The organism is Clostridium sp. AF34-10BH (assembly GCF_003478095.1).
Classification (GTDB): domain Bacteria; phylum Bacillota; class Clostridia; order Lachnospirales; family Lachnospiraceae; genus Acetatifactor; species Acetatifactor acetigignens.
In genome coordinates this window covers 1-15230 of sequence record NZ_QUEC01000047.1, presented here as the reverse complement: position 1 = coordinate 15230, position 15230 = coordinate 1, and the positions used below count along the sequence as shown (strand labels likewise).

Annotated in this window: 17 protein-coding genes and 3 tRNA genes; 4 read left to right on the top strand and 16 right to left on the bottom strand. The window is 38.5% G+C overall.

The features are described from left to right. Positions 1-240: transposase (locus DWZ61_RS19960; protein WP_207664191.1), on the top strand; the 240-nt coding region annotated here is incomplete at its 5' end. Positions 241-300: 60 nt separating this feature from the next. Here DWZ61_RS19960 and DWZ61_RS18600 read toward each other — a convergent pair. From DWZ61_RS18600 to DWZ61_RS18555, 10 genes are all read right to left on the bottom strand, one after another. After that, positions 301-1092: a TIM barrel protein gene (locus DWZ61_RS18600; RefSeq protein ID WP_118540027.1), complete on the bottom strand. Its 792-nt coding sequence runs from the start codon at positions 1090-1092 to the stop codon at positions 301-303. A gap of 23 nt (positions 1093-1115) precedes the next feature. Further along, positions 1116-2069, bottom strand: a complete 954-nt coding sequence (locus DWZ61_RS18595) for a beta-galactosidase small subunit (RefSeq protein ID WP_118540026.1) — start codon at positions 2067-2069, stop codon at positions 1116-1118. Then, positions 2053-3975 carry a glycoside hydrolase family 2 TIM barrel-domain containing protein gene (locus tag DWZ61_RS18590; RefSeq protein WP_330672129.1) on the bottom strand — a complete coding sequence of 641 codons (1923 nt, stop codon included), beginning with the start codon at positions 3973-3975 and terminating at the stop codon, positions 2053-2055. The genes DWZ61_RS18595 and DWZ61_RS18590 overlap by 17 nt, the downstream gene beginning before the upstream one ends. A gap of 125 nt (positions 3976-4100) precedes the next feature. Then, a complete protein-coding gene (locus tag DWZ61_RS18585; RefSeq protein ID WP_330672128.1) occupies positions 4101-4373 on the bottom strand; it encodes a hypothetical protein in 273 nt (90 codons plus the stop codon). 69 nt (positions 4374-4442) lie between these two features. After that, positions 4443-5003: a chromate transporter gene (locus DWZ61_RS18580; protein ID WP_118505531.1), complete on the bottom strand. Its 561-nt coding sequence runs from the start codon at positions 5001-5003 to the stop codon at positions 4443-4445. Further along, positions 5000-5572, bottom strand: coding sequence for a chromate transporter (locus DWZ61_RS18575; RefSeq protein WP_118505533.1), 573 nt, complete (start codon positions 5570-5572; stop codon positions 5000-5002). Before DWZ61_RS18575 ends, DWZ61_RS18580 begins: the two co-directional genes overlap by 4 nt. A 114-nt stretch (positions 5573-5686) precedes the next feature. Next, positions 5687-7180: an extracellular solute-binding protein gene (locus DWZ61_RS18570; RefSeq protein ID WP_118540025.1), complete on the bottom strand. Its 1494-nt coding sequence runs from the start codon at positions 7178-7180 to the stop codon at positions 5687-5689. A 40-nt stretch (positions 7181-7220) separates the two neighbouring features. Next, positions 7221-8063, bottom strand: coding sequence for a carbohydrate ABC transporter permease (locus tag DWZ61_RS18565; RefSeq protein WP_022152703.1), 843 nt, complete (start codon positions 8061-8063; stop codon positions 7221-7223). A 12-nt stretch (positions 8064-8075) separates the two neighbouring features. Next, entirely contained in the window at positions 8076-9017 is a 942-nt protein-coding gene (locus DWZ61_RS18560) for a sugar ABC transporter permease (protein WP_243026461.1), read from the bottom strand. A 2-nt stretch (positions 9018-9019) separates the two neighbouring features. Then, complete coding sequence (locus DWZ61_RS18555) at positions 9020-10531, bottom strand: sulfatase-like hydrolase/transferase (RefSeq protein WP_118540023.1); 1512 nt, start codon at positions 10529-10531, stop codon at positions 9020-9022. A gap of 157 nt (positions 10532-10688) precedes the next feature. On the opposite strand from DWZ61_RS18555, the gene DWZ61_RS18550 reads away from it, so the two are divergent. Together DWZ61_RS18550 and DWZ61_RS19535 are read left to right on the top strand one after the other, a co-directional pair. Then, entirely contained in the window at positions 10689-11570 is an 882-nt protein-coding gene (locus tag DWZ61_RS18550; RefSeq protein ID WP_118505539.1) for a helix-turn-helix domain-containing protein, read from the top strand. Between the two features lie 99 nt (positions 11571-11669). Beyond that, positions 11670-12194 (top strand): hypothetical protein, encoded by a 525-nt coding sequence (locus DWZ61_RS19535; RefSeq protein WP_145985578.1) that lies wholly within the window; start codon positions 11670-11672, stop codon positions 12192-12194. Here the strand turns inward: DWZ61_RS19535 and DWZ61_RS19530 are convergent. The 3 genes from DWZ61_RS19530 to DWZ61_RS18535 all read right to left on the bottom strand — a co-directional run bounded on the left by DWZ61_RS19530 (position 12130) and on the right by DWZ61_RS18535 (position 13912). Next, complete coding sequence (locus DWZ61_RS19530) at positions 12130-12543, bottom strand: hypothetical protein (RefSeq protein WP_145985577.1); 414 nt, start codon at positions 12541-12543, stop codon at positions 12130-12132. The genes DWZ61_RS19535 and DWZ61_RS19530 overlap by 65 nt on opposite strands. Further along, complete coding sequence (locus tag DWZ61_RS18540; RefSeq protein WP_118505545.1) at positions 12443-12853, bottom strand: hypothetical protein; 411 nt, start codon at positions 12851-12853, stop codon at positions 12443-12445. Before DWZ61_RS18540 ends, DWZ61_RS19530 begins: the two co-directional genes overlap by 101 nt. A 129-nt stretch (positions 12854-12982) precedes the next feature. Continuing rightward, on the bottom strand, positions 12983-13912 hold the full coding sequence (locus tag DWZ61_RS18535; protein WP_119623347.1) for a DUF2971 domain-containing protein: 930 nt from the start codon (positions 13910-13912) through the stop codon (positions 12983-12985). Between the two features lie 304 nt (positions 13913-14216). Here DWZ61_RS18535 and DWZ61_RS18530 point away from each other — a divergent pair, with 304 nt between their 5' ends. Further along, positions 14217-14402, top strand: coding sequence for a hypothetical protein (locus tag DWZ61_RS18530; RefSeq protein ID WP_145985576.1), 186 nt, complete (start codon positions 14217-14219; stop codon positions 14400-14402). A gap of 376 nt (positions 14403-14778) precedes the next feature. Here DWZ61_RS18530 and DWZ61_RS18525 read toward each other — a convergent pair. From DWZ61_RS18525 to DWZ61_RS18515, 3 genes are all read right to left on the bottom strand, one after another. Continuing rightward, positions 14779-14850 (bottom strand) — tRNA-Cys (locus tag DWZ61_RS18525). 13 nt (positions 14851-14863) lie between these two features. Next, positions 14864-14935, bottom strand: a tRNA-Glu gene (locus tag DWZ61_RS18520). A 45-nt stretch (positions 14936-14980) separates the two neighbouring features. Further along, positions 14981-15052, bottom strand: a tRNA-Asn gene (locus DWZ61_RS18515). Positions 15053-15230 lie beyond the last annotated feature (178 nt).

Below are 15230 nucleotides of genomic sequence, written 5' to 3'. Positions count from 1 at the left end.
AAAGAGACCGTAGAGCGCCTCTTCGGAACAGCAAAAGAAAACCACGGATTACGCTATACACAGATGATAGGAAAAGCCCGGATGGAAATGAAAGTCGGGCTTACGTTTGCCTGCATGAATCTGAAAAAACTGGCAAAGATGATAGCCAGGAAGGGAAAAAGGGGAACCCAAAAGTGTTTATTATTGATCAAGTACACACTTTTTGAACCCAAAACAAGAAAAACGCTTCTGGAGTGCTGACCAAAAGCGTTTTGTCTACAGTCTGAAGAGCCCACAAGTTAATGTGGGCTCTTTTAACACTTATACCAATATATTTTCCATAACTTTTTTCAAGGATTCTTCCGCCGAAAAGGCAGTCATGTATTCCAATCCAACATATCCATCGTATCCATTATCAGCAAGTTCCTGAAGCAAGTATGTATAATTGATTTCTCCGCCGGTAATAGGACCTCGACCAGGCACAGCCGCTGCATGAAAATGTCCTATTTGGTTCAAATGGTCAAATATATTAGAATACAAATTTCCTTCTGTGATTTGTTGATGATAGATATCAAATAATATCTTCACATTATCCGAATCTATTTTCTCTAATATGTCAAAAGCTTCTCTCGAAGTAGACAAATGATATCCCGGATGATCTACCAGTAAATTTAAAGGCTCTATTACAAGCTCTATTTTTTGCTCAGCCGCAAGATCCCCTGCTTTTTGCATAGTATCAATGAAAGTGCATCTATGTTGATCTCTCGTTATGCCTTTTGCAGCTGTTTCATATTCCCATCCAGCCTGTACGATCAATCTTCCACAGTCAAGTACATGAGCCGTTTCCATACTCCTTTTTAAACCTTCAAGGAATTCCTGCTGTTTTTCAGGATCTCCAGGATTAATAAACTCCGTACAGAAAGCTGCTGTCTTTAGTCCTGTTTCTTTCTGAACCTCTTTTATACGTTTAATATCTTTATCCTTCCATGACCAAAATTCATAAGCTTTATATCCAAGTCTGTGAATTACACTCATTGCCTCTACGAATGATAATTTACTCTCCCGAAATACTGCATCAATACAAACAGAATAGTTTAATTTTTTTGCTCCCATACAATTTCTCCTTTCTTATTTTGTCAACTAATTATAAATGAATATCGGATGTCTTCTTTTGCACTTACATGATACGATGGTTCTACATCGGCTCCCCAACTATTAATTCCTCCAACGCCTCTTGTCGCTCCATAAATACACAGTACAGTTCTCCTTGCTGGCGGAAGCTCTTCCTGATGAGTTGCATTTTCGATTTCATATGCCGTATATGGAAGACATGAAAAATGAAAATTTTCTCCACTCTTACATATTTTCAGCATATGTTTACCAGGTGACGGCATACTATTATCCTGTATAGTATCTCGATATATTTCAACCCATTCTGTATCCATATGCATTCCACATTCCTGCGGAACCAAATATGGTGTCATAATCGGTTTTTCAATGAAAACACCTCTATGGGCTCCCTTCTTTCTGTCCGGGTAGGTTTCTCCCGACAACCCTTCATACCTATATTCCTTTGCAAGCGTCGGCATAAGTATACGTAGTCCAAAAACCGGAAGCTCTGGAAGTTCCGGTCTTCCATGGAAGAGGTTTTCCACAAGAATTTCTCCATTACTGTTAATCTGATAGGATACTTCCACCAATGTTTTGGGAATTGTAATAGTTTCATAGGTAAAGATCATTTTTACATGATCAGCATATTCATTGGCTGAAAATGCATTATTATAAGGTGCACATGGTAATCCGATATCTTTGTCATCAACTATCACTTGTTTCTTCACACAATGTATAAACATATCAGCGGACATCCACGCTCCACTCTGCACTTGGAATCCACAGCCCCGATCATTATCGGTAAGCGCTCTCCAAAAGGCTGGTTTAGGACATCTAAACAACCACTCTATTCCGTCTTTTACGAGTGACTCCATTCCTCCAGCCACATAAGAAAAAATATAAGAAAAGTTATCTCCCGATACTCCCAGAGTACAATCACCGTATACAATTTTCAACATTTTTTTATTCATATTTTGCATAATAGTATTTTACCTCCTGAGTCGCCGGCTTTTCTGTTCGGTCTGCGAACACAATTCCATTTCCGGAAAATTCATAATCGGACGGTCTGTCATCGAAATCTCCACCATAACGAAGAACCTGTTCTCCAGTCACTTCATCCTTGACATAAATCGCCTGATCAATATAATCCCATATAAACCCTCCCTGAAACATTGGATATTTGTCCAGGAGGTTCATGTAAGAATCCATTCCACCAAGAGAATTTCCCATACAGTGCATATATTCACATAATACATATGGCTTTTTTGCATTCTGATCAAGATACTGTCTGACTTCATCCGGAGTAGCATACATTCTGCTTTCCACTTGAGATATTTTATCCTCGTAGCTTCTGTTAACAGATACTCCTTCATAGTGTATTAGTCTTCCGTCATTTTGATCCATAAAATATTGATTCATTGCTTCAATATCATCTCCGGCATATGACTCATTTCCCAACGACCAGAACAATATGGAAGTATGGTTCTTAAAAGTTTCATAATTCGATTGGGCACGATCAATCACTGCTTCTTTCCATTGAGGTATTGATCCGGGGACGTTATATGACGGCTCTATCGCACCCATTTTTTGCCATGATCCATGGCTTTCCAAATTGGTTTCGGCCATCATATATATTCCTGCTTCATCACACATATAATACCATGGAATCTGATTTGGATAATGACATGTCCTGACTGCATTAATATGATTCTGCTGGAAAAGCATCAAGTCAATTCGCATTTCTTTTTCTGTAATGCATCTTCCTTTATGCGGTTCCCATTCATGTCGATTAATACCTGTCAGAATCAGCCTCTTTCCATTTAAATAAATAACTTTATCTATAATTTCAAGTCTTCTAAAGCCAATTGCATAAGGTACAATTTCTATCAGACAATTATCCTGATCTCTTACCTCCAAGCAGAAATCATAAAGATATGGCTTGTGATGATCCCACGGAGTAATGGATATGGGTAACGTATCTTTAAGAGCACCAGTTACCTGAAGAATGTTCGAAGTTCCCTTGTCGCTGTATTGCATTTTCATGTCCTGGCTCCAGCAGATTTTTCCTTTATCTCTCAGTACCGCCGTTACCCTGATGTCTTTTGCGTAGACCATGGACAATTTTGCATTAACTTCCAAATTTCCCTGTATGTTTGAGTTCCACAATATTGGGCGAATAAAAATGTCTTCAACATGTACACAAGGCTTTGCCTTAAGTTTAACACTTCTAAATATACCGAAAAAGCGAAAGAAATCCTGATCTTCCAAAAATGCAGCTGTACTCCTTTTATGAACCTCAACGCAAAGTTTATTTCCCTCTGTCCTAATATATGGAGTAAGATCAAATTCCGATGGTGTAAAGCTATCTTCTGCATATCCTATAAACTCACCATTCAGCCAGATATACATTGCCTGTTCTACTCCTTCGAAGCAGACGTAAACCCTATTTCCCTGAAAAGTCTCAGGCAGATCAAATGTGCAGACATATGATCCTACCGGATTATACGAAGCTTCGCTGAACATTCCAGCACCATTTCCAGCATTTTCAATGCTATATGCAGGTCTGCGATACTCATGTCCTTCCCATGGATACATGGTATTAATATATTGTATTTTATCATAGCCTTGCAATTCTATATGTCCCGGCACTCTGATCATATCAAAGTTCGAATCATCGTATCCTTCTTTGTAGAAATCAGCTGGTCTCGATGCTGCATTCTTACTGTATCTAAACTTCCATAAGCCATCCAGCAGCATCACCCATCGGTCTGATTTCTTCTCCATATCATTATAGCTTGCATAATAAGCATGGTCACTATGTGCATCCTCTCTGTTGACTCTAAAAATCTCAGGATTATCCAGCCATCTGATATCTGCCTTCATCATTTATACCTCTTCCTAATATAATAAATTAATCATTCCCAAAATCTTTCCAATTCTAGTGCTCGCTCACCCCAAATGGCATTTTTATGCAAGCACAATCCACTCGCTTTTATATATTGCTTTTTCCCTTACTCATATACCTGGATATGATAGTTTGTTACCACCGTGAGAATATTATAATCTACGCCACACTGATCCATAATCTTTGCTACAGATCTGATTCGGTCAAATGCTGATGCTCCATCTTTGGTATGTCGATAACAATCATGAATCTCTTTTGTGCCGTCTACAGAGAGTCCTACAAGAAAATGATTTTTGAGTGTCTGCTCTGTCATAAATCCATAGGATTCCCGTGCTCTCTTTTTTGTTTCATCGCAGTAGAAACAGTAATCACACTTCATATTGCATAATCCTGATGATGGTTTTATAAGTACACTAATCGGTGGCATATATTTCTCCTGTCTGCTTTCCTATATTAATACTGACATAGCTAACTTCATCACTCCTGCCAATACCATTACCCAAATGGGGTTCAGCTTAGTACTACGCAGCAGCAATATACATATTGCGAATATCAGAATCATGATCCATTTTGTTCCAAATAGGGATATTTCTATTCCATTTCCCCAAAAGGCTGTTATAAGAATCTGGACTCCGGCCGAAGCGATCATTGCCACCACCGCTGGTCGAAGCGAATGTAATACACCTTGAAGCATATCCATGCTCCGATATCGCAGATATAATTTTGCAAGAATCGTTACAATAATGCAGGATGGTAAGATACATCCTACCGTTGCTACTACTGCTCCGGGTATTCCTGCTATTTTAAGTCCTACAAAAGTAGCCGAATTAACAGCAATCGGTCCCGGGGTCATCTGAGATATCGTTATAAGATCTGTAAATTCCGACATTGTAAGCCATCCATGGCTGGTTACAACCTGCCCCTGTATCAAAGGCATTGCTGCATATCCTCCACCAAAGCTGAACAACCCTATCTGTAAAAAACTCCAGAATAACTGTAAATATATCATTTCATCTTCCTCCTATTTAACAGGAGTGTACGGATTATGCCAATTATTCCGCATACGATTACGATATACACAACATTTATACCAAACAGGCAGGCTGCAACAAACGCTCCTACCATTATAATCAGCGACACGGCTTCCTTCTCTTTCACGATTGGAATCCCCATATCCAACGTGACGGATGCAATTACCGCTCCGACCCCAGCCTGCATGCCTTCCAGAAGCTGACTGATTAACCAGTTATTTCTAAAGGCTTTATAAAATACAGATATTACTGATAAAATCACAAACGGAGGCAGTACCGTCCCAAGGATTGCTACCAACGCTCCCAGAATGCCTGACAGCTTATACCCTACAACAATGGCTCCATTTACTGCGATCGCTCCCGGAGAGGATTGTGCGATTGCCACTAGATCAAGCATTTCATTTTCTTCTATCCAGTGATATTGATCTACAAATTTTTTCTTCATCAGTGTAACGATCACATATCCCCCACCAAAAGTAAATGCGCTCAGATATAAGGTAGATAAAAACAGTTTCAATAGCATTTTTTTCTTGTTTTTTTCTTTCATGGCTGGTCTCTCAATATATTTTAAAATACTACATTACCTATATGCAGAAAACGATGCGATTTCCTTTATAACTAAGTCATCGCATCATTTTCTGCACTCTCTTAATTTATGCACTTACTTCAATGTCTCGTAATCCGCATCCGTGTAGTCTTTCGTCGCATCCCAGTTAGGAAATTCCAATGAGCTATAATCCATTCCAACTGCCTCCGAAGCACGCTTCCACTCTGTAGTTGTATCATTTGCCAGTGTCTTTAATGCACTGTCATAGTCAGTAATACTCTGGGAAATAATGCCCTGCACAATTGCTCCTAAGCTAGGCTGTACATCCTTTACTTCTGCATAAAAATCATTTGCTTTCTCATCTCTCTTTACTAAAGTAGGAACTACTCTGGATGTTTCCTCTGCAATTGTGTAGTATTGCTTCATATGCTCATTGGTCATGTATTTTTCATTGATTTCCGGAATACAAGACACAAAACTTCCACTTTCCACATTGCTCTGCTGATATCCATATTGTTCATCATACAGTGCCATTAAATATTCAGCTGCTTCCTTGGGATGTTTGGACTGCTTATAGATACCCATCCACGGAGATAATTCACCCGCCTGAACATAAGTGTTTGTTACTCCGTCAGGAACAGGAACTGCCATAACTCCATAATTCAAATCCGGATAATTTGCATCCCACTGGGATACACACCACATTCCCTGGCAGAGGAATGCCGCCTGTCCCTGTGCAAATAATTCTCTTGCCTCCGGAGCACTTATATTGATAGTATCCGGATGAATACTTCCATCATCTACCAGACCTTTAATAAATCCAAGCGCATCATTCATTTCCTTGCTGTCGTAAGGCGCCACTCCATTATCCGTCAGCACTTTCTGCGTTGCAGCTACCTTACCACCAGCTGCTGCAACCAGGGATCTTGCCATAACGTCCATACGGTTCATCTGTTTTCCGCCATCAATCAGACCATAAACATTGCCATTCCCCATCTCTGTAACTTTTTTACAGGCTTCTCTAAACTCTGAATATGTTGTGGGAACCTCCGTAACACCTGCCTGGTTCAAAATATCCTTATTATAGAAGAATAAACACTGAATGATTGGCATCTGCTCTGTAACTGTATACCAGTCATCCCCAATATCAGTAACTCCCTCTGCAAAGGCATCCGGATCAAACTTATTTCGGAATTCATCGGTTACATAATCGTTAATCGGCTGGAACCAGCCTTCTTCTACCGCTGTATTTAAAGTAAGTCCCACCGGAATCGGAAACAAATCAGGCCCCTCACCAGATTTAATCATAGTAACAATAGTATTTTTGAATTGATCTACTGTAAGCATAGTATATTCAATTTTAATATCAGGGTGTGCTTCTTCGAACTTCTTATGAAACTCCTCTCTTTGCGTAGCAGATCCGTCGCTCCAGTCAACAACCCGAAGTGTTATTTGTCCATCGGTGTCCTCTTCTGTTGCTGCTATGACACTTGCATTTTCGCCTGTTTCATTTCCATTACCTGTTGAGGGCATTGCACCACATCCTGCCAGGGTTGTTGCTGCAATTATAGCAGTCAATAACAGTGTACCAAGTCGTTTTAATTTCATTTCTTTTTCTCCTCTCTTTGATATAAATTATTGTTTTCAATTAACTTTTAACAGCTCCGGCAATTCCTTCCACAAAATGCTTCTGCATTAAAACAAATAATATAATAACCGGGATTACAGCTATAGAACCTCCGGCAGCAATGCCTGTCCAATCAACAGTATTTTCTCCTTTGAATGCATATAACCCAACCGCAAGTGTCCTAGATGACGGATTATTCAAAGTTAATACCAAAGGAAGCATGAATGCATTCCAAGCCCAAATGGTTTCCATAATGACTACTGTCGTTGCGACAGGCTTACACAGCTTCATCATAATATAGAAAAATGTCTGAAAATAATTGCATCCATCTATCTTAGATGCCTCTTCCAACTCATTTGGTACAGATTGAAAGAAGCTGGTAAACAGAAGCAAAAAGATAACATGCGCTCCTCCTGCCTGTGATAAGATCAATCCAAGCTTGGTACCTACCAGATTCATTCCTTTGACTACTTCATAGGTCGGTATAATTGTACTCACCAGCGGAATAGCAATACTGGCCAAGAAAACTGCCATGCATAGGTTTCTGCCAAGAAATTTATAACGTCCCATAGCATATCCCGCCATCATCGTCATAATCAGCACAATGATAACCGAAAATGCTGTTACAATAATTGTATTGATAAAATAAGTGCCAAAATCCGCTTTCTGCCAGATACGAATAAAATTGTCGATTGTCGGCTGTACCGGAATCAATCCCATACGGTTTTGGAAGAACTCATTCTGGCCCTTAAACGAGGCGGAAATCATCCATAAAAAAGGATATATCCAGAAAAATCCAACGCAAAGCAGCAAACCATGTTTAATCACAGATTTAACGATATGAATCTTTTTTTCTTTGCTCATCTGTTCCACCCCCTATTGTACATTCTTCTGTAGACGGTCTTTCATTGCATTCAGAAGTATTCCTATTATTATAACGGCGCCTCCAAAGAACAGAGCTGCTGCACTCGCATAGCCAAGTCTTGGCATTCCAATCTCACTTGAAAATGCGGTTCTATATACATACGTTGCGATTACATCTGTTGCATAATAAGGGCCACCTTCCGTCATTGTTTTCACAATATCAAATACCTTCAAAGAATTTATGGCACATAATATTGCAATAATTCCTCCTGTGGGTGCAATCAGAGGCAACACAATATGGAAGAAAGTTTGTCTTCTGTTTGCACCATCAATGGTTGCCGCTTCATATACATCTTTCGAAACTCCCTGCAGTCCTGCCAGCCAGTAAATCATATATGTTCCGCAATCCTTCCAAAGCGAAATGATTACCAATGTAGGCAGCGCATACTTTGCGTTTCCCAGAAAATTAATCGGGTTTTGCAGAATATGTAGTGTGACCAAAAGATGATTGACCGGTCCCTGAACTCCCAAAATGAATATCATGATAATTCCCACTACAGAAGCAGTCGTAACTACGGGAACAAAATACATTGTACGGTATAATCCACGTCCTTTCATTTTTTCATCATTTAGCAGATATGCAAGGAACAAAGACACCGCAAGTTCTAACGGAACTATCATTACCATGTACTTAAAACTGTTTATAAAAGCATTCCAAAACAATTCATCATGCATCAGTTCTTTATAGTTCTGTAAGCCGATAAACGTTGCATTAGATGTCATTCCCGACCAGTCCAACAGCGAATACTGAATACTGCATATAATCGGATACCCTTGGAATAAGATATAAAATCCAACTGCCAGCGACATAAACATCCAACACCATAGATTTAACTTTAATTTTCTTTTAAATCGAATTCTTCTTGTTGCTGCATCGACTGCATATTTTGTCATTGTCATAGTTCTCCCCCCATTTCATATAGATACTTGCTTCTGACAGCTTCTTTTATAGGTAACCCTGTATCGTAGTCCAACTGGCGAGGCTCATATTCCTCATTTTCTCGTTGTCTTGTAAACCCTTCGTTGTCCCAGCTTGGAGTAAAATTTTTATTCCAGGGTCTAAGAGACCATTGATAACCACGATAAAGATCTCGAGTTGCATTCATATGGGTGACAAGTTTTCTATGATATTCCCGAATTATCTCCAAGTATTCCGGATTATCTATTTCATTTACCATTTCATCTGGATCCTTTTCTAAGTCGTAAAACTCATCTCTGTCAAGCAGATTAATTGCTAATTTATAGTTCTCCGAAATGACACCTCTCATAATTTGAACCCCACCAAATCCATCATGATCTATCTCATATCTGGTAAACTCTGTATAAACTTCACTGTTTATCTTAATTGTCGTATCGTATATCTGTGGAAGCATGCTCTTTCCTTCCAGTAACTTCGGAATACGTAATCCAAAATAGTCCATCACTGTCGGAGTAATATCAATATGAGATGCCGGTGTTGTAATTACTTTTCCCTTTTCACCACCTTTAATGATCAGCGGAATATTAGTCACCTCATCATAGATAGCTGCGTTTTTAGAAAACAGCCTATGTGCCCCCAACATGTCTCCATGATCAGAGGTATAGATAACCATAGCATTGGGCATCTTTTCTTTAATCACATCCAGAACTCTTCCCATTTCATAATCAACAAAGCTGTTACATCCCAGGAATAATGCTAATCCTTCGGAACTTTGGTTGATCTGTTTTTCATCTGCTGTCAGCTTATCCCCGGCCCACAGTTGTTGCATTAAAGGTTTATTTTTCAAGTCATCTGTAAATTTAGCAGAAGGCTCAAATTTAAAACCTCTGTACATGGTATTATAAGGTGCAGGACATAACGACGGTCCATGAGGTTCGTCATATGATACCGTAAGGAAAAAGTCTTCTTCTTTGTATTGATCCAAAAATCTGATTGCGCGATCCGAACATCTATGAGCATATGTAAATTCTTCTGAAAAATCCGGTTGAAATGACTCATTTGGTTGCCTCGAACATACACGTTCATTTTCACTCAGCTCATTCAGATAGCATTTCATATCATACCAGTAATCTGCATCCCAGCCTTCGGGGCAACAACCTAATCCAAAATAATCCCCACCATCCAAATGCCATTTTCCTATATATCCACATTTAATACCATTGTCCGTCAGTCTTTGTCCAATAGTCTTTACATTTGCCCCCAATGGAACTCCGTTCGTTACCATTCCATTTGAATGAGGAAACGTGCCTGTAAAAATTGCACTTCTTGCCGGACCACAAACCGGTTGACAAGTGTATGCATTCTCATACCGAATTCCCTCTTGCGCCAGTGCATCTAAATTTGGCGTAAACATTTTTTTATTACCATAACATCCCACCATGTCTTTTCTTGTGGTATCTGTCATTAATAGAATTATCTGTTTTTTCAAAAGGTCACTCTCCTTTTCTGGATTTGCGCTGTTTTATATAGATATATTAGCATATATTTATTTACATACTATTAACATAAATGCTTTTAATATGGATTTTTCTGCATTTGTATGTTATGATTACGTTGTTTATAAAGGATGGAGTTGATGTAGTCATATGATAAATATTAGCGGTCATTTAAGAGAAGAAAGAAAAATTACAGGTTATTACGATCAAGATGTTCCTCTGATAGTGAATTGTTGTGGGAAGCAGGTCTTTCAGACACAGGATTACTTCTGCAATCGTAAAAATGGCAGACTGGATTACCAAATAATATACATTCACCGCGGAAGTGGGCATTTTTATTTGAATAATGAATGGATTACCTTATCGGCAGGAAATATTGTTTTATATCGTCCAGGCATACCTCAGTATTATTCCTATTATGCAAAGGAAAAACCTGAGATCTACTGGATACATTTTACTGGTAATGAATGTGAAAATATATTAAAACAATACGATATAAAGAATTGTTATATTGGTGAAAGGCTATATTTGAAATTACTCTTTCAGGATATTATCACCGAACTACAACTAAAAAAAATATCTTATGAAGACATTGTATTGCATAATTTTTATATTCTCCTATGCTTTATTCATCGTTCCTTTTATAGTATCTCCAGACCTTTGGATAATGATTTTTCCTTTGACAGGCTACTACTTGAATTAAACTCTAAATATGCAAACAAATGGTCTGTGGCTTCCATGGCTGATTACTGCAAACTAAGTCAAAGTAGTTTTTCACATATGTTTAAGGATCGTATGGGGATGTCCCCCATGCATTATCTAAATTACCAGCGCATTGAGAAAGCCAAAGATTTTCTTTTGTCTAATTCCATGACCATTACCAATATTTCGCGTTTGGTAGGTTTTGATGATCCGCTTTACTTCAGCCGTGTATTCAAAAAATATACTGGTGCATCGCCACAAGCTTATTATCAAAATTTGGGAAATACTAATACACCTGACTGGTTTCTAAACAACACAACACCACAATGATTTTTATTATTTATACAAATATTACATCCGACGAAGTACTATGTTTGAGAAACTCACTATTTCTATCTGTATAGTTCACCTAAAGCAAAGGAGGTTACAATGATACTACATTATTCAACAGAGGTCTCTATTCATGTATCAGATAATCTTGAAGACGTACTATCTCAAATTGGTATGAATGCAAATGACATTGCATTGGCAAAAAGTAAAGTATTACGTCCTGCATACCCAAATGATCTCTATACTCCTTTACCTGACCGCCAAACCACTTTTACATGCATCCCAACTGATAAAATAATAGGTACCACTCGTTCTACTCCTGGTCAAAGTGTTTTTGATAATGTATGCTTTGTACCTGACTCAAAACGTCATAGCGATAAATTTAAACGATATTTTGGAGAACTGTCCCGATACGGTTCTTTGGATTCCACGAGAAAATCTTTTGCTATTTTGATTGATCCCGTCGATGTTAATTATTATACGGATTCTGATGAATATTTTGTAGAACGAGATGGTAATCACAGGGCATTAACTGCAATGCTGATTGGAGCTCCTTATATCAAAGCTCGTGTACACAATCTTGAATGTTTCCGATCTTGTCCGTGTTTTCTAAGTATTCCCTGAGTAATTTTGCTCCACCGCTGATAAACACAATGCATCCGGTTTTCAAGTCGATTCCTCTCTCCCGGAGTGCCCCCAGGAAATCATCGACATACTGCTTTGTCATCTGCTTTACCAGTCTGATTACACTGTCGCTGTAATCACTGTTTTTGCCAAGAATAATCGTATCAATGTCCGTATCTTCTAGGAGCATATCGAAATCGGAGCTTACACGGTAGATAATCCGGTTATATAGCGTAATGACACCTTTTTCAAGGGAATCGCATACTGACAGATCCGGTCTGCCCTCCCGAAGCAGCAGATAATCTAAGGTGAATCCACTGATGTCCAAACTTCTCATAAAGAGCGCCATAATGTTTCGGAGGCAGTCCTACCGGAAGTTCTACCTGATAAATGGTATCCTTCTGTGGCTGTGTGCGCCTCTCCAGTTCTTTACCGATGCCAAACAGGGGAAGAATAAAAAATCTGTCATCCAGGCTCTTGTCCCTCATATAGGGGATACGCTCTCCGGTAAGGGAATAGAATTTCCCATTGTACTGCAGGTACTCTCCGAGCACCGGTTTTAAGTCGCTCTCCGCAAGACCGGAAGTAAATACTTCTTCAACAGTTTTCATGTTGCGGTTGCCATGATCCAGGGGGATCGTAATTTTCTGATATGTCATAATATCATCACTCCTTTACGTATTCTATAATTATATATACGCATAGGATATGTGTTTTCTTACAGGCATTAAAAAATTATCCTAATAGTCTTACCAACTTTTTGCTATACAACATGAACCTAAAGTCCATTAACACTGCTCAAAATACATATCAAATTTATCATCACATAATTTCATTTGGAATACTTTCACTTCTGTATTTCTGTAGTGATCAATTATTACTTTTTGATACTCATCGGGCATATTACATCCCAAATAAATAGCAGTAATGCAACTATGAGCATCTATTATAGGATAAATTTTTGATTTCCATAATCCATATTCTGCAATTTTTCTTGATCGCCATTCCTTCTCATACGACCAGCATTCCGATTTTGTTAACATTACTTTTGATTCATATTCACCCATATCATCAAATTGATCTTTACATGGCTTTTCGTTTGTATATTCAACTTTTGCTGTGCCTCGTAAAAAAGCACTATCACATGATTTACTAAAATCATATTCAATACAAAATCCAGAATAACTACCTGCATAATGCGCCCACATTAGCTGTTCATTATTAACTTCTGAAAAGGAAGTTATTGCTACTTCTTCCTTATAGGGTATTCTGTCCATCTTATAAGCCTTAAATATTTCTTCACTTATACTTCTATCATAGTGTCTACTGTCTAATACAATCCTCAATGCTCTATCAAAATCATCTGAATAAAGCAATCGATCTACCTCATCCTTCTTTATTGTGACCGCTCTCCTTAGCACGTCAATGATATATTTTCTCTCTTCAAGTGGAGGCACAATTTCAGGTGCTTTTGGTAACAAAGTATCAAATGGATCATTGAAAAACTGCGGGGACGTATAAAATATATATCCATCTAATGCTATTGCTCTCCATTTATCTATTACTTTTCCTACACTACTTGCATCCTCCCGTGAAAGATTAGGTGCAAACATTAATCCAACATACTTCCCATTATCAACTACTTTAATAGCATATTCCTTTGATATAGGAAAATATTTATACAGCTTTCGTGGATTATCATATAAATTAGTAACCAAATAATTCACCTACCTTTCCATACAGCACATCAATAGATAGTAATGTCTGCCATACAAATGTCTTAACATTATTTATTATACAACCAAATTATCATATAATTAAATATCTAAAATAGCCCAGTTTCCAAACACTGTCGTTACAAATAATAGGTGTACCAACATCGCTGTATCGGTTGAATTCTTATAGAATCCATGTTAAATTGAAGCCAAGAGTTGTCCAATTACTCGCTTTTGGCATATTAACAGAGACAGAATAATCATCTGTCGCAATGAATATATCTCTATGATTCAAAATGGAGGACGTATGATGAATACAGATAGACTACCTGAAGTAAATAACCTACCCAATGATGAAACAATAGCTGCCATGAAAGAAGTAGACGAAATGCGTAAGCATCCTGAACAGTATCCAGCCTTCACTTCCGTTTATGGGATGCTTGATGCGCTCTTAAAAAACGAAGGCTCTGACGGAGTTCGCTCCGACAGATAATTTTAATTATACCCATAAAAAAAGAGCCTATCATGTGCCTAGTGCCTCTGATACATCAGATCCTTTGGCTAACGTCCGAAACGTACATGAAAATAGCTCTTTTTTATTTGAGTGCCACAGGGTTCCTGCATGGGTCCGTTACCCACCGCAACCAATTACCTGTTGTGCACGAGCCAGGAATTACACTCTTGATATGAATATACCTCACTTTACTTACCGTATAAATATACCGTAAGTATAATCTTCCTGTCACAGTTGCTTTTCTCTGTACTATGGATTTGTTTTACGTGCATATAAGCATCTCTTTTCTTTTATGCGTAAGCTTTTTTAGAAAAGAAAAACCCCAGAAACACAAAATTTCTGAGGCTCTTCAGCGAGGCGCAGACCGGATTTGAACCGGTGGATACTGGTGTTGCAGACCATTGCCTTACCACTTGGCTACTGCGCCATATTTAATTAAATGACTCCAACGGGAATCGAACCCGTGTTACCGCCGTGAAAGGGCGATGTCTTAACCGCTTGACCATGGAGCCGCGTGTTATCGCCGCTTGGCGTATCTAATGTATCTGATAAAAAAACTCCCCGAGTAGGGCTCGAACCTACAACAACTCGGTTAACAGCCGAGTGCTCTACCATTGAGCTATCGAGGAAAATATCTTGCTTCGCAAGCTATTTAAGAGAATGCTACGCATTCTCAGAAAAAAGCTACAAAGCTAAATGTGAAGAAATTTTATTTATTCCTTCAAAACCGAACACTGAAATCTAATCTTTATACCCTAACTTACATCCTTTTCCTATCCAAAACCTTTGGTCAAGCCCTCGACCGAT